At 58.8% G+C, this 19,995-nt stretch carries 18 protein-coding genes; 11 read left to right on the forward strand and 7 right to left on the reverse strand.

Annotated features, from left to right (window positions below):
* Window positions 1-289: 289 nt before the first annotated feature.
* Window positions 290-2,245, reverse strand: a complete 1,956-nt coding sequence (acs, locus tag AC1DVE_RS17850; protein WP_223533449.1) for an acetate--CoA ligase — start codon at window positions 2,243-2,245, stop codon at window positions 290-292.
* A 481-nt stretch (window positions 2,246-2,726) separates the two neighbouring features.
* Between acs and AC1DVE_RS17855 the strand changes: the two genes are divergently transcribed.
* The 4 genes from AC1DVE_RS17855 (at window position 2,727) to AC1DVE_RS17870 (ending at window position 6,153) form a co-directional block, all read left to right on the forward strand.
* On the forward strand, window positions 2,727-2,990 hold the full coding sequence (locus AC1DVE_RS17855; protein WP_223533448.1) for a DUF2790 domain-containing protein: 264 nt from the start codon (window positions 2,727-2,729) through the stop codon (window positions 2,988-2,990).
* A 190-nt stretch (window positions 2,991-3,180) separates the two neighbouring features.
* Window positions 3,181-3,456: a hypothetical protein gene (locus AC1DVE_RS17860; RefSeq protein WP_223533447.1), complete on the forward strand. Its 276-nt coding sequence runs from the start codon at window positions 3,181-3,183 to the stop codon at window positions 3,454-3,456.
* 526 nt (window positions 3,457-3,982) lie between these two features.
* Window positions 3,983-5,230 carry a ribonucleotide-diphosphate reductase subunit beta gene (locus AC1DVE_RS17865; protein WP_007978181.1) on the forward strand — a complete coding sequence of 416 codons (1,248 nt, stop codon included), beginning with the start codon at window positions 3,983-3,985 and terminating at the stop codon, window positions 5,228-5,230.
* Window positions 5,231-5,589: 359 nt separating this feature from the next.
* Entirely contained in the window at window positions 5,590-6,153 is a 564-nt protein-coding gene (locus AC1DVE_RS17870) for a BRO-N domain-containing protein (protein WP_477784087.1), read from the forward strand.
* A 135-nt stretch (window positions 6,154-6,288) separates the two neighbouring features.
* Here the strand turns inward: AC1DVE_RS17870 and AC1DVE_RS17875 are convergent, their stop codons facing one another.
* From AC1DVE_RS17875 to AC1DVE_RS17885, 3 genes are all read right to left on the reverse strand, one after another.
* A complete protein-coding gene (locus AC1DVE_RS17875) occupies window positions 6,289-7,386 on the reverse strand; it encodes an HNH endonuclease (RefSeq protein ID WP_477784088.1) in 1,098 nt (365 codons plus the stop codon).
* 197 nt (window positions 7,387-7,583) lie between these two features.
* Window positions 7,584-11,087 carry an alkaline phosphatase family protein gene (locus AC1DVE_RS17880; RefSeq protein ID WP_477784089.1) on the reverse strand — a complete coding sequence of 1,168 codons (3,504 nt, stop codon included), beginning with the start codon at window positions 11,085-11,087 and terminating at the stop codon, window positions 7,584-7,586.
* A gap of 173 nt (window positions 11,088-11,260) precedes the next feature.
* Window positions 11,261-13,027: a SulP family inorganic anion transporter gene (locus AC1DVE_RS17885; RefSeq protein WP_223455776.1), complete on the reverse strand. Its 1,767-nt coding sequence runs from the start codon at window positions 13,025-13,027 to the stop codon at window positions 11,261-11,263.
* Window positions 13,028-13,145: 118 nt separating this feature from the next.
* Here AC1DVE_RS17885 and AC1DVE_RS17890 point away from each other — a divergent pair, with 118 nt between their 5' ends.
* The 3 genes from AC1DVE_RS17890 to AC1DVE_RS17900 all read left to right on the forward strand — a co-directional run bounded on the left by AC1DVE_RS17890 (window position 13,146) and on the right by AC1DVE_RS17900 (window position 14,810).
* Entirely contained in the window at window positions 13,146-14,111 is a 966-nt protein-coding gene (locus AC1DVE_RS17890) for a hypothetical protein (protein WP_223455775.1), read from the forward strand.
* Between the two features lie 119 nt (window positions 14,112-14,230).
* Window positions 14,231-14,548, forward strand: a complete 318-nt coding sequence (locus AC1DVE_RS17895) for a helix-turn-helix domain-containing protein (protein ID WP_046042301.1) — start codon at window positions 14,231-14,233, stop codon at window positions 14,546-14,548.
* Between the two features lie 10 nt (window positions 14,549-14,558).
* Window positions 14,559-14,810 (forward strand): XRE family transcriptional regulator, encoded by a 252-nt coding sequence (locus AC1DVE_RS17900; RefSeq protein ID WP_223455774.1) that lies wholly within the window; start codon window positions 14,559-14,561, stop codon window positions 14,808-14,810.
* 61 nt (window positions 14,811-14,871) lie between these two features.
* Here AC1DVE_RS17900 and AC1DVE_RS17905 read toward each other — a convergent pair whose 3' ends face one another.
* The gene (locus AC1DVE_RS17905; protein ID WP_477784090.1) at window positions 14,872-15,930 is read right to left on the reverse strand and encodes an MBL fold metallo-hydrolase; all 1,059 of its coding nucleotides are present in this window, start codon (window positions 15,928-15,930) and stop codon (window positions 14,872-14,874) included.
* A gap of 215 nt (window positions 15,931-16,145) precedes the next feature.
* Between AC1DVE_RS17905 and AC1DVE_RS17910 the strand changes: the two genes are divergently transcribed.
* Window positions 16,146-16,757, forward strand: coding sequence for a TetR/AcrR family transcriptional regulator (locus AC1DVE_RS17910; protein ID WP_477784091.1), 612 nt, complete (start codon window positions 16,146-16,148; stop codon window positions 16,755-16,757).
* A gap of 125 nt (window positions 16,758-16,882) precedes the next feature.
* On the forward strand, window positions 16,883-17,416 hold the full coding sequence (locus AC1DVE_RS17915; protein ID WP_223533442.1) for a DUF1003 domain-containing protein: 534 nt from the start codon (window positions 16,883-16,885) through the stop codon (window positions 17,414-17,416).
* Window positions 17,417-17,422: 6 nt separating this feature from the next.
* On the opposite strand, the gene AC1DVE_RS17920 is transcribed toward AC1DVE_RS17915, so the two are convergent.
* On the reverse strand, window positions 17,423-18,364 hold the full coding sequence (locus tag AC1DVE_RS17920; protein WP_477784092.1) for a LysR family transcriptional regulator: 942 nt from the start codon (window positions 18,362-18,364) through the stop codon (window positions 17,423-17,425).
* Window positions 18,365-18,379: 15 nt separating this feature from the next.
* Here AC1DVE_RS17920 and AC1DVE_RS17925 point away from each other — a divergent pair, with 15 nt between their 5' ends.
* Both AC1DVE_RS17925 and AC1DVE_RS17930 read left to right on the forward strand, forming a co-directional pair.
* Window positions 18,380-19,087 (forward strand): CTP synthase C-terminal region-related (seleno)protein, encoded by a 708-nt coding sequence (locus AC1DVE_RS17925; protein WP_477784093.1) that lies wholly within the window; start codon window positions 18,380-18,382, stop codon window positions 19,085-19,087.
* Complete coding sequence (locus tag AC1DVE_RS17930; RefSeq protein ID WP_477784094.1) at window positions 19,084-19,407, forward strand: antibiotic biosynthesis monooxygenase family protein; 324 nt, start codon at window positions 19,084-19,086, stop codon at window positions 19,405-19,407. Before AC1DVE_RS17925 ends, AC1DVE_RS17930 begins: the two co-directional genes overlap by 4 nt.
* A 124-nt stretch (window positions 19,408-19,531) precedes the next feature.
* On the opposite strand, the gene AC1DVE_RS17935 is transcribed toward AC1DVE_RS17930, so the two are convergent.
* Complete coding sequence (locus AC1DVE_RS17935) at window positions 19,532-19,858, reverse strand: DUF2025 family protein (protein WP_223455767.1); 327 nt, start codon at window positions 19,856-19,858, stop codon at window positions 19,532-19,534.
* Window positions 19,859-19,995 lie beyond the last annotated feature (137 nt).

Raw genomic sequence — 19,995 nt, forward strand, 5'->3', positions numbered from 1 at the left:
GTTACACATTCAGTAACCTGAAAGAACGCAGGTAACAGTAGGAAAATGCCGACAGAGTATCCCGATAATTATTGGTAGATGTTGCTTCGACGCATGGCAGATCGCCTTCGCGAGCAAGCCCGCTCCCACAGGTTTTGTGGTGTGGTTCAGATCGCCTATACACCGCAAATCCCTGTAGGAGCGAGCCTGCTCGCGATGAGGCCAGCCCAGGCAACACATAAACCCAGGCACAAAAAAGCCCCGCCAGGCTCAACACCTGACAGGGCTTTCAGTGACTCAGAACCAGCGCTTACGCGACATTCATGGTCTTGTGCGTATCAATCAAATGCTGCACCACACTCGGATCAGCCAGGGTGGATATATCGCCCAACCCATCATATTCAGCCGTAGCAATCTTGCGCAGAATCCGCCGCATGATCTTGCCCGAACGGGTCTTCGGCAACCCCGGTGCCCACTGGATCACATCCGGCGAAGCAATCGGGCCGATCTCCTTGCGCACCCAGTTTTTCAGTTCCAGGCGCAGCTGCTCGTTCGGCTCTTCACCGTTTTTAAGGGTGACATAGACATAGATGCCCTGCCCCTTGATGTCGTGCGGCACACCGACCACCGCCGCTTCAGCGACTTTCGGGTGCGCGACCATCGCGCTTTCGATCTCGGCGGTGCCCATGCGGTGGCCGGACACGTTGAGCACGTCGTCCACGCGACCGGTGATCCAGTAGTAACCATCGGCATCGCGACGGGCGCCGTCGCCGGTGAAGTACATGCCACGGAAGGTCTTGAAGTAAGTGTCGACGAAGCGGTCATGGTCGCCAAACAGCGTACGCGCCTGGCCTGGCCACGAATCGAGAATCACCAGGTTGCCCTCGGCCTCGCCTTCGACGATGTTGCCCAGGTTATCCACCAGTGCCGGCACCACGCCGAAGAACGGACGCGCCGCAGAGCCTGGCTTGAGCGCGTGAGCACCCGGTAGCGGGCTCATCATGTTGCCACCGGTTTCGGTCTGCCACCAGGTGTCGACGATCGGGCAACGGGACTTGCCGACATTCTTGTAGTACCAGTCCCAGGCTTCCGGGTTGATCGGCTCGCCCACCGAACCCAACAGGCGCAGGCTGCTGCCGTCAGCACCTTCAACCGCCGCGGTGCCCGAAGCCATCATGGCGCGGATCGCGGTCGGTGCGGTGTAGAGGATGTTGACCTTGTGCTTGTCGACGATCTTCGCCACCCGCGTGATGTCCGGGTAGTTCGGCACACCTTCGAACAGCAGCGTGGTCGCGCCGTTGGCCAGCGGACCGTAGACGATATAGCTGTGGCCGGTGACCCAGCCGACGTCGGCGGTGCACCAGTAGATTTCACCCGGGCGGTAGTCGAACACGCGCTCGTGGGTCATGGCTGCGTACAGCAGGTAACCACCAGTGGTGTGCTGCACGCCCTTCGGCTTGCCGGTGGAACCCGAGGTGTAAAGGATGAACAGCGCTTCTTCGGCGCCCATCTCTTTCGGCGCGCAAACGGTGCCGGCCACTTTCATCAGGTCCTCGAACCAGATGTCGCGATGCTGGTTCCACTTGATGTCGCCACCGGTGCGCTTGCACACGATGACTTTCTGGATGCTGCTGGTTTCCGGGTTGGTCAGCGCGTCGTCGACGTTAGCCTTGAGCGGGATCCTCTTGCCGGCACGAACGCCTTCGTCAGCGGTGATCACCACTTTGGATTTGCAGTCGATGATGCGACCGGCCAGGGCTTCCGGCGAGAAACCGCCGAACACCACCGAGTGAATCGCGCCGATCCGGGTACAGGCCAGCATGGCGACCACGGCTTCGGGGATCATCGGCATATAGATCGTCACCACGTCGCCGCGGTGCACGTCCTGGCCACGCAGGGCGTTGGCAAACTTGCACACTTGCTCGTGCAGCTCGCGGTAGGTGATGTGGCGGCTTTCGGCAGGGTCATCGCCCTCCCAGATGATCGCGACCTGATCACCGCGCTCGGCCAGATGACGGTCGAGGCAGTTGTAGGAAACGTTCAGGGTGCCGTCGGCGAACCACTTGATGTCGACATGGTGATCATCGAAGGAAGTCTGCTTCACCGTGGTGAAAGGCTTGATCCAGTCGAGGCGCTTGGCTTGCTCGCGCCAGAAGCCGTCCGGGTTGACGACCGACTGCTGGTACATGGCCTTGTAGGTCGCCTCGTCGGTCAGCGTGTTAGCCAGAACCTCGGGACGAACGGGATACAGGGAAGCCGCACTCATCTTTCTTACCTCGGTGGAATAGTTGTTTTTGTATGACCACGTTTTAGCGGGGCCGGGGCTATAGAACCATTCGACGATGGTAGTAACAAGCCCCTACAAAATGTCGTGAATACCCCCGCGCCCGCACTGCCAAACATCACACAACACCTGTAGGAGCGAGCTCGCTCGCGATGGTCGTCAACGATAACGCGCCCAATCTGACACCCCGCGGTGCTCTCTGGCTCATCGCGAGCAAGCTCGCTCCTACAAAAGAAGAGGCTATTCAGGGATTGTTACAGGATCTGTCAAAAGTGTTTATCAAATCCACGGCTATATGGAAGAGGCGCGCACACCTAAAATCATCCACGCCAACAAGGCAACCTGATTAACCCAGTTGCAGCCCCCACGAAGGCAGTTAATCAAACACCCTGGTACTGAAGTTCCACACGCAATCTCAAAAGGATTGCGTGCCCCCTTTCGACCTCTAAAAGGTAAATATTAAATGAAAGCTTTATTGGTTCTGGCCCTCAGCAGCGTGTGCCTGACCGCCATGGCCGGCGAGGTCCCGACTGATGTCGCCCAGCAACAACCACCCATCGAGGAATACACTTACTCGATGAATCTGGACATCGCCAAAGTGATCTCCATGAGCGAAGCCCCGAACGTGTGTGAAGTTGTGCCGATGAAAATGGAATACGAAGATTCCAACGGTCAACGGCATATCCTGCGTTACAGCGCGATGGGCAACGGTTGCTCTAACGGCTGACCTCCTGCTTCACCCCTCCCCCAATAAGGTTCGACCCACCTGCCGCGATCTGGCAGATGAAGCGCCGAACCTTAAAAATCGATTAATTCGATTGTTTTAGGCATTTATTTGCACTTTTTAATCTAAATAGTCGACGTAGTATCAACTGCAACCCAAGACAAACAACGCTTACGAAACTGGAGCAACGACCATGAAAACCCAACTGATCCTCGCCCTGACCCTCTCCGTCCTGGCTGCCAACACCTTCGCTGCCGATGGTTACGACCGCACCGGCTCGGCTGCTTACACCAGCGAAGCAACTGTCGCTTCCGACGGTTACGACCACACCGGTTCAGCGTCCTTCGCAGCCGATGGCGCAGACCACATAGGCGCAGGCAAACTGGCTTCCGATGGCGCTGACCACACTGGCGCCGCCCGCCTCGCCGCCGATGGTGCCGACCACATCGGTGCTGGTCGCCTGAGCTGATCCGCCAGCGTGACTTCACAGCCCGACTTCGGTCGGGCTTAGTTGTGTCTGGAGCCTGAGAAAACCCCACCGAAACACAAGATGTAGTAAAAAAGCCTTTTTTGGTTATTTCTTGAGCAAAAATAATCCAGGGCAAAAAATCATGAAAAAAAATCTTCCCCCGCCAACATCGTTCAAAGCCCTGTAAACCCTCACTCCGACCGAAAAACGGCCCCCGTCGACCGATCCGTGAGCCATTTCGCCGCACCACAGCACGCAAAACTTCCCTATAATGCGGCCTTAAACGGGCCTGCAATATTCCCTTACAGGGATGAAAAGCCAGTCTGAAGCCCCGCACAAGCGATCAAAGCTTGCTGCGCCCATCAGTGGCTCTCGGAACCCCGTACAAAATTCTGTTTGATGCCTGCGTATAGCTGCTGCAAAAAACGATTCCTTTAGATCCAACGCGGCCAGTAAGGCTGTGTGAAAAACCGACCTATCCAATTTCACACGGGCACACTGGCCCTCACGCAGGAGACGACACGTCATGCTGAGCTGGGACGAATTCGACAAAGAAGACACGGAAGTAGCAGTCAAGAGCGCCAACGCTGGCCATGCCACCGAAGCCAACATGGACCGTCTCGACAGCGCTGGCGGTGCCGCCGCCCTGGAAGCCCGTGCCGTGACCGCCGCTGACTCCGCCGCCGTTGCCCGCGCCAAAGCCGCCCTGGATTCCCTCGACGTCGCCGAAGGCCTCGCCGAACTCGAAGGCGCCTCCGCCCGTGTCGCCGTTGACGAAAAGCGCATGATCAACTGCCGCGCCGACCTCAACCAACTCGTACCCTTCAAGTACGACTGGGCCTGGCAGAAGTACCTGGACGGCTGCGCAAACCACTGGATGCCGCAAGAAGTCAACATGACCGCCGACATCGCCCTCTGGAAAAATCCGGAAGGCCTGACCGACGACGAGCGCCGCATCGTGATGCGCAACCTCGGCTTCTTCTCCACCGCCGACTCCCTGGTTGCCAACAACCTGGTCCTGGCCGTGTACCGCCTGATCACCAACCCGGAATGCCGCCAGTACATCCTGCGCCAGGCTTTCGAAGAGGCGATCCACACCCACGCCTACCAGTACTGCATCGAATCGCTGGCCATGGATGAAGGCGAAATCTTCAACATGTACCACGAGATCCCATCGGTCGCGAAAAAAGCCACCTGGGGCCTGAAATACACCCGCTCGATCTCCGATCCGAAGTTCGAAACCGGCACCGTCGAAACCGACAAAGAACTGCTGCGCAACCTGATCGCCTACTACTGCGTTCTGGAAGGCATCTTCTTCTACTGCGGCTTCACCCAGATCCTCTCCATGGGCCGCCGCAACAAAATGACCGGCGTCGCCGAGCAGTTCCAGTACATCCTGCGCGACGAATCCATGCACCTGAACTTCGGCATCGACGTGATCAACCAGATCAAAATCGAAAACCCGCATTTGTGGGATGCCGAGATGAAGGAAGAAGCTTCGCAGATGATTCTGCAGGGTACTCAGCTGGAGATTGAATACGCTCGTGACACCATGCCTCGTGGGGTATTGGGCATGAATGCGGCGATGATGGAGGACTACCTCAAGTTCATCGCTAACCGTCGCCTGTCGCAGATTGGTTTGAAGGAAGAGTATCCAGGGACTACTAACCCGTTCCCTTGGATGAGCGAGATTATGGACTTGAAGAAAGAGAAGAACTTCTTTGAGACTCGGGTTATTGAGTATCAGACTGGTGGGGCTTTGAGCTGGGATTGATTCCAGAGCTTGCCGAGATTTGACGACTTGAGTCGACGAATCGAAAACCAAAAAGCCCCGATCTGATCGGGGCTTTTTTATGGAGTGGGAAAACTCTTACTCGCAATATCAGTAGTAGCTAAATTTCCTACGTATATTCCAGCGCCGTCTGTATTGAGGGCCACTCTAAGCAGCCCTAAGCTCTACTGCAGGTGCCTAAGAAACGCCCAACGTAGAAGCGACTTCATCACGCAGAATGCATGCTGGCATCCGCCATACATGCGCAATTCTGTGGGTAGGAGGAACCGCTTGTTGGGATTTCTTAGATCCTCTACGTCGGGCTCTGGCCCTTTTCAACTTTATACGTAGAGGTAATGGATATGCCTGCAAATACTTCATACCGATCAGTAATCTCTGATCCTTTCCATCCAATGATCTTTACCCTCCATAACCTACCGCTCCATGCCCTCTTGCTAGAAAATCAACCATGGTTCTGTGCCCGTGACATTGGCCGTTTGATGGGTGTCCATCTGAGTGATCGCATGGTCAGCAAACTGGATAAGGATCAGCGTTGCTTCTTGTGGATTGAGTATTTCCGACAACCACGGAAACAGCTAATGCTGAGCGAGTCCGGTGTGTATGCACTATTGGTGTATCACTATGTTCCCGCAAATCGATTGTTACGCGAATGGCTGACCCATCAGGTTGTGCAGGCCTTGCGCGATGCCGTGCAGCCGTATGCTGCGGATCGACCGATGTTGAGTTCGTTGGACTGGCCGGAAATGTCGTTAAATCTGCTGCACTGGCGGGGTGAAAGTTGGATTCGGCTACGAGACATGCCTTACCTGTTAGACGATCAAACGCAGCGGCGGGTGTTGGTAGCTAAGCCTTGGTGGCGGAAGGTAGCCCGGGTGTTTCAGTCGTCGAAGCATTCGAGGGACTAAGGACAGCCTGTAGGAACGAAAACGCGAGGGTTTCCTACAAGCACTTCACCAACTGTCCTCATTTCCATAACCAGCAACTCGCAGCCTCTCAATATTTGCAGGCAACAGCCCTCACTGCCTCAGCACACAGTTCAATCAGGCTTCAATTGCTTCCAACCGCTGCTTCAACTTCTCATTCAGCAACGCTCCATGTACTCCAGAATGAATTTCCCGATGGCAACTTGGGCACACGGCTCCCACATAGCGCGGGTGATCTAGTCCACCATCTGAGAGCCGGTTTACGTGATGCGGCTCTAAGTAGGGGGTGCCATCCTTTTTCGTAAAAGGAGCCGGTTTCTCACAGCTCTCACATTCTCCCTTGGCGCGCATCAGCACATAGTGCGCAACCTTTCGGCTGCGCTGGTAGATCTTACGCGGAGCGGATACCCCTAAATCATCGCTGCTGGGCTTACATGCAGCCAGCGCAGCCAACCGCGCAGCATCCAGAGACCCGGAAAGGTCAGCCTCATCTTCATCCTGTTCTTCAGCTTCAATTGCTTCAGCAGAAATTGCCACAGGGACTAACCGAAAAACAATCGCCGTCCGATCCTGGCCGCTCACATCCGGCTGGATCTGCTCAAACGTGTCGGCGCAAGAAAACTCGCCCATGTAAGCGTTGCCTTTACCTTTGCCTAGGGACTTAAACAAGTGAAGCGCTCGGCCATCCACGGCATGCTCAGCAATGGCTCGGTTGCCACGGGTCAAAGTCATCGGCCCGCGCTGCCCTTCACCGGTATAAAAGTAGGCGCCGTCTTCCCAGTGGTCGGCATACCCGTATTGTTCACCGCTATCGCCAGTGAACAAAAAAATCGCAGGGTAGGTAGCGGACGCTGCAATGCCGCTTTGCAGGCTTCCACCGAACGGTCCGTTGATTTCAGTTTTTCGGTCGTAAACAGCTCCCGGTCTGAACTGCAAGACATGCGTGCCCTCCCCACGCGGTAACTCCACAACAGTGAAGCCCCGCTTTTTTAGATAACTGTTGGTCGGGTGCCCACCGGAGAACTCTCCTACGGCAATGCCAGTTGCCAGAGAGACGATTTTCTTCGCCGGATACAGTTCACCGCCCGAGTGAACGGCGTAACGGTGAGCTAAGTTTTTTTCCCAGCCCTGCCACTCGTGCTTACTCCGAAATTTACGGTCAAATTCCAGCAACGCTTTGTCTATTCGTTCCTTCGAAACCGCTTTGATCACCACGAGTGCTGCCCTTTATCGACAATGGCTGTAGGAAAATCCCTACAATCACCAAAGTATCAAAAGGCTTCAATTTGTTATAGGGCGAAAAGCCACTATTTCTAAGCGCTATTGCTCAATAACGGGCAGCGGTGGAATGGACCAGCCGCTGTTCGCCTGCTACATGAATCTCATATCTTCCACGACAATACTCTGCGCCCTCACCTCCCCAACCCACTAATCCGCCACGGACACACCGCCGCCCTCACCCCACTCGGCCCAACAATCTCCGGCGTCTGCCCAAGCGACCTCGCACTCAACACACTCCCCACCCGTTCAATCAACTGATCAAACCCCAACGTCGCATCCTCCTGATGCAATTTGCGCAGTTGCTCAACCAGGGCGTAGGTGAAGGCCCCATAGCTGTTCGACCCCACCTCATACTCATTGGCCTTTTCGTTTTCCCGCGCGGCGTAGAGCATCAGGGGCATGTAGGGGCCGTGGTGGCCGTAGAGTTTGCCTTGGCGCAGCAGTTGGGCTTTTTTCTCGGGGCGAAGGCCCGTGGCGGCGCCTTGGGTGGTGCGGGTGCGGGTGAGTCCGCGGGTTTTGTTGTCTTGTTCGCTGAAGTCGCGGCGGTCGGCGTCGACGGCGTATACCCGGCGGTCCCAGTCGCCGGCGTAGGGGTCCCAGCGCAGCATGCGGTGGCGGATGTCGCTGGGTGGGGTGATGCCGCGCACGCGGCCGTTGCCGCGGGTCATGCCGCCGGCGTAGCAGCAGTCGAACATGACGGTGAGTTTGGCGCCGTGGCCGTCCGGGTCGAATGGCAGGTGGCTGTAGAACTGGCGGAACAGTTTGTCGGTGAAGTGGGTGCTTTCGTCGTCCCAGTCGAAATCGTGAAGCACCAGAGTTTCGTCCATGCAGTCGGCTTCACCACTGCTGCTGTAGACCGGCAGCTGGGTGCCGTGGCCGGAGTAGAACAACACGCGCTCGTCGCCGGCGCGGGCGCCTTCCACCAGCCATTCGAGGCGCTCGACGAAGTTGGCCCGAGTCGCTCGGGCGTCGTGCAGCAAACGGATGTCGCCGGCGTCGTAGCCGCTTTCCTGGAGCATGCGGCTGATCAGGTAGGTGTCGTTGATGCAGCCGTCGAGGCGTGCGCTCGGGTCGGGGTAATCGTTGATGCCGACCACCAGGGCGCGGCGTTTGCGTTGGCCGCTGCGGGACAGGAACGCCGGTACTTCCAGAGCGCGCGCAGCCACCACATCGCGGGCCAGTTGTGGCCACAGGCCGGTCTGGCTGGTGGGTGACGATAAGTAGGCCTGGGCGGCGTGATTAAGGTCGAGCAGGTCATCGCGCAATGGCAAGGTGAATTCGGTTTGCAGGTCGACTCGCGCGGAATCCGGCGAGGTGATCGGCCGGGTCAGCAAGCCATCGTTGGGGTTATAGAGGTGGAACCAGCGACGGATGCCTCGGCCGTTTTCGCTCAGGCGCAGGACCCGCCCGCCCCACACTTCGCGCATCACCAACGGCAGTGCGATCGGTGAGCCGAAGCTGACGAACACTCGGCCATCGATGCGCTTGAGCGCCGAACCTTTTTTCGCCACCGAACGGCGCAGGGCGTCGTAGCCGATCAGGCTGCCCAGGCCTTGGGCGAAGATGATCTGCGGATTGAATGCCTCGATCTTCGCCAGCAGATGTTGAGTCAACTCAGTGCGTAGCTCAGCGTCTTCGATCCATTGCACGAGGGCGCCGACCGTGGTGCGCAACATCTGGTTGACCGGCAGGCCCCAACTGCCGAAGTTCTCATCGGTCTTGCCCCTGGCATCGGCCCTCAGCATCGCCAGGCCTCGGGTGATCTGGGCGAAGTCCGGTCCCTCCTTGAGTTGCTCATCAAAGGACAGAAAGTCGATGTCCTGGTCATCAATGAGGCGCCCGTTCTGCGCCAGTTGGGTGCGGATCAATGTGCGCCATTGTTCCTGCCAGTTCGCATCGATACCGCCCTGCCCGCCCGTTGCCCGGCTGAACCCCACGCCGGGCAGGCACAGGACGCGCAGCCGTGTTGGCGCGACCTCCAATCCCGGCTCGACCAAGGCTTTGCTGGCCGGCGCCGCCACCGGAGGTACCGTTTGCCCTTGGGCGGTGACCATCAGATCCTGCAGGCGCCGCAGTTTCGCCTCCAGGCTGTCCGCACTGGGCGCGGCAGGCGTGAGTGCCGCCTGCCCCGGATCAGCCAGGGCACGGCTGCGGTTGCCGAGAAAGCCGCTGACCCATTGGGCGCTGCTCTTCCAGATCTGCTCTGGATCGAGGCCATCGAGGTAACCGGTGGCGCTGTCCACCACTTGTCGGCTTTGAGTCGCCAGTTCGGACTCGATCAAAGGCAACCCGGCGCGACTCGGCACCACGGTGGCCGCCAATGTCGGCGCAGTCGTTACGCTCGGTGCGGCACGCCAGATGGGTGCATTGCCGAAGTGCTGCGCGGCGACCACCCGTGGGCCGAGCGCACTGCGCGGCACCTTGAAGTGATCGCAAAGAAAGGCCAGCAAACTAGTGTGATCGTAGTGCTGCGCCTGGACATCGCCCGTCCAGGGGATCAAGCCTGGCTTGAGCCACGGCGAAGCCAGGATCGCCGGTACACGCACGCCGAGGCGGGTGAAGGGATTTTTCCAGGGCACATCGACCGTTGAACCGGTCGCCACGCAAGTTGGCGGCACCACGTGGTCATGGAAGCCGCCATGTTCGTCGTACAGCAGCACGAACAGGGTTTTGTTCCAGGCAGCGGTATTGGCCGACAAGGCATTGAACACCTCACCGACAAACTGATCGCCAAAGCGCAAATCTTCAGGTGGATGATGGGACACGTTTGGTCCGAGCTTACCGTTGAGCAGGCCATAGCTCGGCTCGATCCAGGACAGTTTGGGGAGTTTGTTACCGGCGACGTCTGACTTGAAGTCGTCGATGCTCAGGTGCTGCAAACCACCCTTGACCAGCGCCGCCAACGGGACGGCGCCATCGGAGTAAATGCGTGCGTCATGGCCGTTGTTGCGCAGCAGCGAAAAAATACTCTCGCCGCCAAACTGTGCGATCAGGCTTTTGATCCCGGCCAGCACTGTGCCAGTGGAGGGCATCAGCAGATGACCATTGCAACTGCCGAGCATGGCAAAAAAGCGGTTCGGCCAGGTCGGGCCTGGCACCGAGGAAAACCAGCGGTCGCACACGGTGAAGTTACGCGCCAATCCGTGGATGGCCGGCAGCGTATCTTTCGCTGGCGTAGCGCCGAACGGGATGTAGTTCATTGCCCGTTGGGCCATGGATTGCGACCAGGTTTTGTAGACTTTCAGGTCGGTGCGGGCCTTGTCGTAGGCGTCCTGGGCAAAACCGTTGAGCGTGGGGTTGGCCGGGCTGGTCTTGAAGGAGACGCCCAGTTGTTTCTCCACATTGACGAACTCGTGGCCAAGATCGAAACCCTCACTGTTGCTCGGCGGCAGCGCCGGAGGTAGAGGGGGCGGAGGCGCCCACAGGCTGTAGTTCTCCGGGAACTCCGAGGCCTGGGTAATCACCGTCGAATTGCCATTGGCCAGCTTCAGCGGGTTGGTGCTGGGCGCCTTGCGGTTGATACCGTCACACGCGGGATTGATGCTTGTGTAATCCCCCAGCAAATGGTCGAACGAACGGTTTTCCATCATCAGCACGACAACGTGCTCAATCCCTGCGGGCCAGTTGTTCGGCATGGTGCGCTCCTTGCTGTGAAGTCTCGATTTCGACCTCTCGGGTTTCACGGCAATCAAGGCTTGGACGGCTGGAGAGTCCACTTGGCCCGGCACTTGCCCATGAAGCATGCGGCGATTCGATCTGCCAGACAACGCTAGTCAGGCGATGGGGGCTTGTCCAATGGCGGGAGCACCTATCCTTTCACCCAATCCACCGAATACATCGCAACATAGCTATCCACAGCCGTCCCAATCGTTGGAAAAAACGCCGTCTCCCCCAACCGCGCAAACAACCCGAACCGCTTGAGCTTGTCCTTGACCGGGTCTTTCATCTCGGCAATGCACAACTCGATACCCGCCGCGTGCAGGGAGTCGTCCAGTTCGGCGAGCATGTCGGCGGAGGTCACGTCGACGCTGGTGACTGGTTCTGCGGCGACCACCAGCCAGCGCACGGGCGTGGGCGATGCCGCCACGGCGTCCAGTACTCGGTCGCTGAACAGCTCGGCGTTGGCGAAAAACAAGGGTGCATCCCAGCGAAACAGGACCAGGCCGGGTATCAGCCGCGCGTCGGGGTAGCGCTTGATGTCGTGGTAGCCCTTGACCCCATCGGCGCGCCCCAATACCGCGGAGTACGGGCGCCAGCCATCCCAAAGGAACTCAATGACGGCAATCACGATGGCCAGGCCGATGCCCTCGATCGCGCCGAACACGGTCACGCCGACCGTACAGACAATCGACAGCCAGCATTCCCAGCGCTGGATGCGATAGATCCGTCGCAGGTCGGTGATTTCGATCAGGCCAATGGCCGAGGCAATCACGACCGCCGCCAGGGCGCTGGACGGTAAATGTTGCAGCAGGTCCGGTGCCACCACCAGCAGCAAGGCAACCGCCAGTGCGCCGACGACGCCGGTCATTTGGGTTTTGGCTCCGGCGGCCTCGGCCACGGGCGTACGTGACGAGCTGCTGCTGATCGGGAAGCCTTGGAAAAAACCGGCCGCCAGGTTGGCGATGCCGAGGCCCACCATTTCCTGGTTCGGGTTGACGTAGGTTCGGGTCCGCGCCGCATAGACACGGGAGAGCACGCTGGTGTCGGCGAACGAGACCAGTGCGACGGCGCAACCGCCGATCAACACCGGGACGATGTCGGCGCTGGTGATCCAGGGGATGGCGAAACCGGGCAAGCCTTGGGGGAGCGAACCGAGGACCGACACACCGGCGCGTGTCGCAAGGTCGAGTACACCCACGGCGACTGTCGCGCCTACCACGGCGATCAGGATGCCCGGCAGTCGCGGCCATCTTTTGAGTAGCAGGATCGCCGCCAGGGTGAGCCCGCCCACCACGAATGTGGTCCAGTTGACCTTTCCCTCCATCACCGCCGAGGCGATGGCCCATATGTTTCTCAACGGGCCCTCGGACTCAATCGAAAAACCAAACAGCTTGGGCAGTTGGCTGATCAATACGGTCAGTGCGATGCCGTTCATGTAGCCGTAGCGGATCGGTTTGGATAGAAGCTCGGTGATAAAACCCAGGCGCGCCATACCGGCCAGGATACACACCGATCCCGAGACGATCGCCATCATCCCCGCCAGGGCGACGGCACGCTGCGGGTCGCCGCCGGAGAGTGGAATGATGACGGCAAGGATGACGGCCACCAGGGACGAATCCGGCCCCATCACCAGAATTCGGCTGGGGCCGAACAAGGCATAGAACAGCAGCGGAATGATGGTCGCGTAGAGGCCATAAATGCCGGGCACGCCCGAAGCCACCGCATAAGCGATACCGACGGGCACCAGCATCGTGGTCAACACCAGGCCGGCCACGATGTCGTAACGCAACCATGCCGGTTGGTATTCGCGCAGCATGCCCAGCCCCGGTAGCCAGCGGCGCCAACCGGTCTGTTCATCCCGGCGGGCTATCCGGCCCGGCTCCGGGAGCGGGGGCGAAGCATCTGAATGGCTCATGAACCGCCCTCTTTGATGGACTGTGCAGACTCGGCGACATCGAAGTGATCTCAGTGTAGCTATTGCTTCGAATGCGCCATCACTGGAAGCTGTTCACCAAAAGGATTTGGAACCCGACATGAAATTCGACCTCGCCTACTGCCTCGGCCTCAACGACAAGTTGTCGATCTACGACGTTCGGGATCTGAATTTCGACGAGACGATGGATTTCGACTCCGCCAAGGAGCATTTCCAATGCCCCAACGATGCCTGTCGCCTGGCGTTCGATGCCGCCAATGAATTGGGCACCTTCAACGCCAAGAATGTGAATTACGTGCGCACGCCGCACTTCAAGAACCTGCCGAGTACGCGGCATGTCGAGGGCTGCCCTTATGTCAGCTTGAAGACGCCGGCGTCGGATGTGGATGAGGCGGAAACGGATGACAGCCGCGAGGAAAATTTCCCGTCGGAATTGTTACTGACTCGCCGTGAATATGTGCGTAAGCCGTCCAGCCCGGTGGAGATTGCCGATGTGGTTCGGGATGAGCCATCGGTGCCTAAGGCGGCTAGTAATGTCGAGCAACCGAGCAGGGAATTGGCCCCGGACAAGACCAGCGTCTTCGCCCATCCGGTGGAGTGTTTCGTTTCAAACTTCGACGACAAGGATTTGCTCAAGCGCGTGCCGCTGAAGATTGGCGAGCACACCGCGCCTTACGGGTCTTTTTTCAAGAAAATCGAATACCTGCAAGACAACAAAGGGCTGATTTACTGGGGCAAGATCAAGGAGATCAAGGACTACACCCAGAGCTTTCGCATCGATTTCGAGAAGAAGGTCTGGTTCGAGAAAAAGCCTTACTCGGTCAATGTCTACCTGAGCAAGAAGCTCATAGACAGCTACCGCAAGCGCAAGGCGTTCCTGGAGGAGCTCAAGCACGCCATCGAGAGCGGGCGGGAGTTGTACTGCTTCTTTTATGGCGTAACACCCGAACTGAAGCAGGTGCCGAGCAAGAAAACCCCCGAGCAGACGTTCGGGGTGTTCAGCGCCAACATTGAAAACCTGGACCACTTTATTGTGCGGGAAGCGCCGGGGTTGGCGGGCAAATAAGTGCAGTGCCATTCGTCTGGCTGAAAAGAAAAATCAAAAAATGCATTTGATCCGGGCTCAAAACAACTGTACAAAAACACAGTATATTTTGACCAACACTCTCGAGCCCGGAGAACACCATGGCCTCTCAAGCGATGAAAATCACCCTGGAACGTATCGCCCTCTTCCAATTCACCCCGGCCCACTGCGCCCAGGCCCGAGCGATGCTGGGCTGGAGTGTGCAAGAGCTGTCGCGGGAATCCCGGGTCTCGGTGGATGCCATTCAACGCTTCGAGGCGCGCCAGGAGGTGCTGGATGTCACGCGCCTGGCGCTGGCCTATCGGTTCGAATCGGAGGGGTTGGTGTTCTTCCCGGGGTTTGCGCCGGGTCGAGGGATGAATGTGAAGGGGTCGACGCCGAACCCGGTTGGGCGGGCGGATTTTGCGATGGTGGAGTGAGGGTCAACAGATGAACGAAATCGACGATGGCGATAACTGCGTTTATCAGGCACTGGGCATTCCCGATGCTGGCGATATGCGGGCCAAATCTGAATGCGTTATGAAGATTGGCCTTCTGCTGGAAAGCGGTCGGTTGAGTAAGACTGATGCTGCGCAGAAGCTCGGATTATCTGCCGAAGAACTAAACGAAATACTTCGAGGGAAGTTTCGCGACCTGAGCGTGGCAAAGATCTCGGGGTTCCTTGAGCAGTTAAAGAACTAGCGTGGCTAACTGATTTAGTTGAGCTCCCAAGCCGGTCCGCAGACCGGCCGGGATCACAACTTTACGCGTTCTGCACCAGCACCCGCTCACTCTCCCCTTCCACCGTCAGCCACCACGCCCCACCACGCTGCGGATGCATCAAGTTGAACGCCTCGCCCATCTGCGGCGTGGTTATCGATACGTTGCGCTCCCAGGCCAGGGCCAGGATGCGGTCGAAGGGTTCGTACCAGGCGTGCATCGACAGGTCGAAGGTGCCGTTGTGGATCGGCAGTAACCAGCGGCCCTTGAGGTCGAGGTGGGCTTGCAGGGTTTGTTCGGGTTGCATGTGCACGTGCGGCCAGTCGACGTTGTAGGCACCGGTTTCCATCAGGGTCAGGTCGAATGGGCCGTACTGTTCGCCGATGCGTTTGAAGCCGTCGAAGTAGCCGCTGTCGCCGCTGAAGAAGAGGCGTGTGTCACCGTCGATCATCACCCACGAGGCCCAGAGGGTGCTGTTGCTGTCGAACAGACCACGGCCGGAAAAGTGCTGCGACGGGGTGGCGATGAACTGGATGCCATCGACTTCCGTGCCTTGCCACCAATCCAGTTGGCGGACTTTGCTGGCGTCGATGCCCCACTTGATCAGGGTGTCGCCTACGCCCAGCGGGGTCAGGAAGTATTTGGTCTTGTCCGCGAGCTTCAGCACGGCCGCATGATCCAGGTGGTCGTAGTGGTCGTGGGACAAGATCACCGCTTCAATCGGTGGCAATTGTTCCAGGCTGATCGGTGGCTGGTGAAAACGCTTGGGGCCGGCCCATTGCACAGGCGAGGCACGCTCGGCGAAGACCGGGTCGGTGATCCAGAACTTGTCGCGCAGCTTGAGCAACACCGTGGAGTGGCCCAGGCGATAGACGCTGTGGTTGGGCGCAGCAATCAGCGCGGCTTGAGTCAGGGCTTGCACCGGGACGGGCGCGTTCGGGCGGGTGTTTTGCGGTTTGTGGAACAGCACGTTCCACAGGATGCCCATGGTTTTGCCAAAGCTTAAACGTTGAACCGGCGTGAAGTTTTGATACTGCCCTTGAGCCTGTCGGGACGCTTCAGGTGTGGAGGCGTTGTCCGCCGGGGAGTTTGAATTGGCCATGACTGAATGACTCCAGAAAAACCGCACATATCACGATTTTCCGCTTTGGGACGATAAATGGCCAAGGCACGCACGCATCAGCCGGACTTTCTATTTTTGCTGGGCAGGGTTAACAAAACATTACACTGCACAGTGTAGTTTCTAGGTTGCATCAAAGTCGATGACAAGTAAACTACCGAGTGTAATTTCCCCTCTCTTCCTGCCGAAGCGTACTTATGACAGCTCCACAGCGCCTCACCGACCGAAAACGCCAAGCGATCATTCAAGCCGCGATCAACGAATTCCGTGACAACGGCTTCGAGATCACCAGCATGGACAAGATTGCTACCACTGCCGGTGTGTCGAAGCGCACGGTGTACAACCACTTTCCCAGCAAGGAAGAGTTGTTCGCCGAGATCCTCAATCAATTATGGATCCGGGTGACGGCAGAACAGGAAACGGCCTACCGTCCCGACCTGCCGCTGCGCGATCAACTGCGCGTGTTGCTGATGGCCAAGCTGCAAATGTTGGGCGATGACAATCTGCTCGACCTGGCACGGGTGGCCATTGCGGCAACGATTCATTCCCCGGAACGGGCACAGAACATGGTGGCCCGAATGGGCGCGCGCGAAGAGGGACTGACGGTGTGGATTCGGGCCGCTCAAGCGGATGGCCGATTGAAGGCCGTGGCTCCCGAATTCGCCGCTCAACAGATCCATGGCCTGCTCAAGTCCTTTGCATTCTGGCCACAGATTTCCATGGGGCAACCCGGCTTGTCAGCCAAGGAGCAAAACACGGTGGCGGATTCCGCGCTGGACATGTTTCTGGCCTGCTATCAGGTGCAATAAATGACAAGGTCGACGGCGGTGTCGAAGGATTGATGGCGCTGACTTGAATGGCGCGATGTGTTTCAGAATGAAACTGGCGCTGAGGCTATAGTGAGCCTCAGTCCCAGCGCCAAACAGAGAGCATCATGACCAGCACGAGCCACGAAACCGCTGCCCCCGTCGATCACCTGCGTTTCCATCGCCCTCATGCCCACCTGGCGCCGACCTTTGGCAATGACAAGTTTGCCCTGCGCGCCGAAGCCTTTGCGCGGTTCTTCGGCACACCGACTTTTCTCGGCGCACAAACGCTGATCGTGGTGGCCTGGGTGTGCCTCAACCTGTCCGGTTTCACCCATTTCGATTTGTACCCGTTCATCCTGCTCAACCTGGCTTTCAGCCTGCAATCGGCCTATGCCGCGCCATTGATTCTGTTGGCCCAGACTCGCCAGGCTGCGCGGGACAAAGCCCAATCCGATGCCGATGCGCAACACCGCGAAGCGCTGGCGACCGCCAACAGTGAGCGACAGGCGCAAGCCGCGAAAAACACTGCGCAACTGCTGGAGTTGCTTGAGCAGAACACCCGCCTCACGGAAATGACCAAGGCCCTCACCGAGCGCATCGAAAACCTGACCACGGAAATGCATCAGCACTTCGTGCGCAAGGATGAGCCGAAGGCCTGAACGGTTTCACGGCAGTTTCAGCGCCCGCCCCAACTCATCGAACAAGGTGACCACCGAGCGCAAGGCGCGGCAGTCGGGACGGGTCAGCAGCCACAGCGCAGTGTCGTATCCGTGCAACGGTTCGCTCAGCGGCTGTAATCCGTCGCCGATCAAGAAGTCCGGCAACGCCGCTACACCCAGCCCCGCCCTGACCAGCTCGGTCACCGAAAGCATGCTGTTGCAACGATAGCCCGGCGTTACGCCCGGCAAGGCCTGGCGACGCCAGGTAACGGTCGGGTGATCAGGCAGAAAGTCATCCGGGGCGATCCAGGTCAATGCGGCCAGGTCAGGGGTATTGAGCGATTGCAGGTATCGCTCGCTGGCACACACTCGGTAGGAAATGTCCGCCAGCCGCCGTCCCACCAGATGCTCCGGTGGCGTGCGGGTCAGGCGCAGGGCGATATCGGCATCCCGGCGGCTGAGGTTGGCAAAATCATTGGACGTGCTGAGCTCGAGGGTCAGCGCCGGATAGTTCGGCATGAACTGCGCCAGCGCCGGCAACAGCAAACCTTGCAGGACCGAATCGGTACAGGTCAGACGCACGATGCCGCTGATCACTTCACCGCCCTGCTCCACACCGATGCGCGCCGCCTCTAGCGCCTGCTCAGCGCGCTCGGCCTGTTCTGCCAGGGACTGCGCCAGGGTGGTGGGCAGGTAACCGGCGCGGCTTTTTTCGAACAGTTGCTGACCCAGTGCAGCCTCCAGCCGGCGCACCGCTCGAAACACCGTCGAGACATCCACCTTCAGCAGTTGCGCGGCCCGGGCCAAAGAGCCGCCGCGCACCAGCGCGAGGATCAGGGCCAGGTCCGGGTAGTCCAGTCGATAGTGCGTGGCTGCATTGATCACTTGGATAAACGCCAATATTGAGTGCGTGAACGCCAATCTATAGTGGGCACCAGCAATCAACAAGTGCAGAGGCCCCACATGGAAACCCGCCCGATTCGCATCGTCCTGATCGGCGACTACGACCCGCAAGTCACCGCCCACCAGGCCATTCCCGTCGCCCTCGAAAAAGCCGCTGAACACAGTGGCCTGAACGTGCAATGGCAATGGCTGGCCACCGATGAAATCCACGCCGAGACACCGTTGCACACATTCGACGGGGTCTGGTGTGTGCCGGCCACCCCTTACCGGAACATGGACGGTGCGCTGCTGGCGATTCGCTTTGCCCGCGAACAACGGCGACCTTTCCTCGGCACCTGTGGCGGTTTTCAACACGCGGTGCTGGAATATGCGCGCAATGTGCTGGGCTGGTCGGATGCCGAACACAGCGAGACAAATCCCGATGCAGCACGGGCGCTACTGACACCGCTGTCGTGCGCGCTGGTGGAAGCGGTCGATACGATTGATTTGCTTGAGGGTTCGTTGCTCGCCCAGGCGTACGAAAGCGCCGAGATTCGTGAAGGCTATCGCTGTCGATATGGGGTCAATCCGCAGTTCGAAGGGGAGTTGCTCAAGCGCGATTTGCACGCCGTCGGCCACGATTCGGAACAAGGGCTGCGCGCGGTCGAACTCAGCGGTCATCCGTTCTTTGTCGCGACCTTGTTCCAGCCCGAGCGGGCGGCGCTCAAGGGTGTCTTGCCGCCGTTGGTTGGCGCCTTTGTCGAAGCCTGTGCGGGGCGCTCGTCATGATCGCCGATACGCCAGCCGCGCCTTATTACGCGGTGATTTTTACCTCACTGCGCACCGAGGGTGACCAGGGTTACGCCGAAGCGGCCGCACGGATGCTGGAACTGGCCCGTGAACAGCCGGGGTTTCTCGGCGTGGAATCGGCGCGGGGCGAGGATGGGCTTGGGATTACGGTGTCGTACTGGGCCAGTGAAGCGGCGATTCTGGCGTGGAAGCATCATCCTGAGCATGCGGCCATTCGCGAGCGTGGGCGCTCGACCTGGTATGCGCGGTGTCATACGCGGGTGTGCCGGGTTGAGCGGGCCTACGGGTTCAGTCTGTAAATGATGCGGTGTTCTTACGGACGTCTTCGCGGGCAAGCCCGCTCCCACAAGGATCGATGGCAGCACACGAAACCTGTGGGAGCGGGCTTGCTCGCGAAGAGGCCAGTCAAATCACCGCAAAAACTCAGCCCTGAACCAGGCTGCGAACCGCCGATATCTCCGGCACTTCCCGCCGGTTCATGTACACCCGCAACGGCTCGGTAATGTTGATCCGGTCATCGATGTTCTGGTCCAGCAGCAACTGAATCAATTCACGCTTGAGCATCATGGTTTGCTCGGGCCCCATGGCCCAGACGAATTCGCTGGTAGGGATGATGCCGTCGTCCGCCACGTCCATGCCAAACGAGTCTTCGCTGAAGCGCACGATGTAGTACCCGGTCTTGCGGTTGAGGCCGACGAAACCCTTGAGTTGGTCGGCAGCCTGGCAGATGAGCTGGGAAGTGATACGCATGTTAAACCCCGCAATGGTGATCGTTGGTTTGCACGCAGGGCCTGCATTTCCCTCTGCTGGGGAAATTACAGGGCCCCAGCGTACTGCAAACGGGCGCACAAAAGCGCTGACGAAAATCAGCTTTAGACAGGTTTATG

The organism is Pseudomonas sp. P4_B4, from assembly GCF_056402255.1.

Bases quoted from the DNA above. Each gene is read 5' to 3' on its own strand.
- acs (WP_223533449.1), bottom strand. From the start codon at position 2,245: ATGAGTGCGGCTTCCCTGTATCCCGTTCGTCCCGAGGTTCTGGCTAAC.
- AC1DVE_RS17855 (WP_223533448.1), top strand. From the start codon at position 2,727: ATGAAAGCTTTATTGGTTCTGGCCCTCAGCAGCGTGTGCCTGACCGCC.
- AC1DVE_RS17860 (WP_223533447.1), top strand. From the start codon at position 3,181: ATGAAAACCCAACTGATCCTCGCCCTGACCCTCTCCGTCCTGGCTGCC.
- AC1DVE_RS17865 (WP_007978181.1), top strand. From the start codon at position 3,983: ATGCTGAGCTGGGACGAATTCGACAAAGAAGACACGGAAGTAGCAGTC.
- AC1DVE_RS17870 (WP_477784087.1), top strand. From the start codon at position 5,590: ATGCCTGCAAATACTTCATACCGATCAGTAATCTCTGATCCTTTCCAT.
- AC1DVE_RS17880 (WP_477784089.1), bottom strand. From the start codon at position 11,087: ATGCCGAACAACTGGCCCGCAGGGATTGAGCACGTTGTCGTGCTGATG.
- AC1DVE_RS17885 (WP_223455776.1), bottom strand. From the start codon at position 13,027: ATGAGCCATTCAGATGCTTCGCCCCCGCTCCCGGAGCCGGGCCGGATA.
- AC1DVE_RS17890 (WP_223455775.1), top strand. From the start codon at position 13,146: ATGAAATTCGACCTCGCCTACTGCCTCGGCCTCAACGACAAGTTGTCG.
- AC1DVE_RS17895 (WP_046042301.1), top strand. From the start codon at position 14,231: ATGGCCTCTCAAGCGATGAAAATCACCCTGGAACGTATCGCCCTCTTC.
- AC1DVE_RS17900 (WP_223455774.1), top strand. From the start codon at position 14,559: ATGAACGAAATCGACGATGGCGATAACTGCGTTTATCAGGCACTGGGC.
- AC1DVE_RS17905 (WP_477784090.1), bottom strand. From the start codon at position 15,930: ATGGCCAATTCAAACTCCCCGGCGGACAACGCCTCCACACCTGAAGCG.
- AC1DVE_RS17910 (WP_477784091.1), top strand. From the start codon at position 16,146: ATGACAGCTCCACAGCGCCTCACCGACCGAAAACGCCAAGCGATCATT.
- AC1DVE_RS17915 (WP_223533442.1), top strand. From the start codon at position 16,883: ATGACCAGCACGAGCCACGAAACCGCTGCCCCCGTCGATCACCTGCGT.
- AC1DVE_RS17925 (WP_477784093.1), top strand. From the start codon at position 18,380: ATGGAAACCCGCCCGATTCGCATCGTCCTGATCGGCGACTACGACCCG.
- AC1DVE_RS17930 (WP_477784094.1), top strand. From the start codon at position 19,084: ATGATCGCCGATACGCCAGCCGCGCCTTATTACGCGGTGATTTTTACC.
- AC1DVE_RS17935 (WP_223455767.1), bottom strand. From the start codon at position 19,858: ATGCGTATCACTTCCCAGCTCATCTGCCAGGCTGCCGACCAACTCAAG.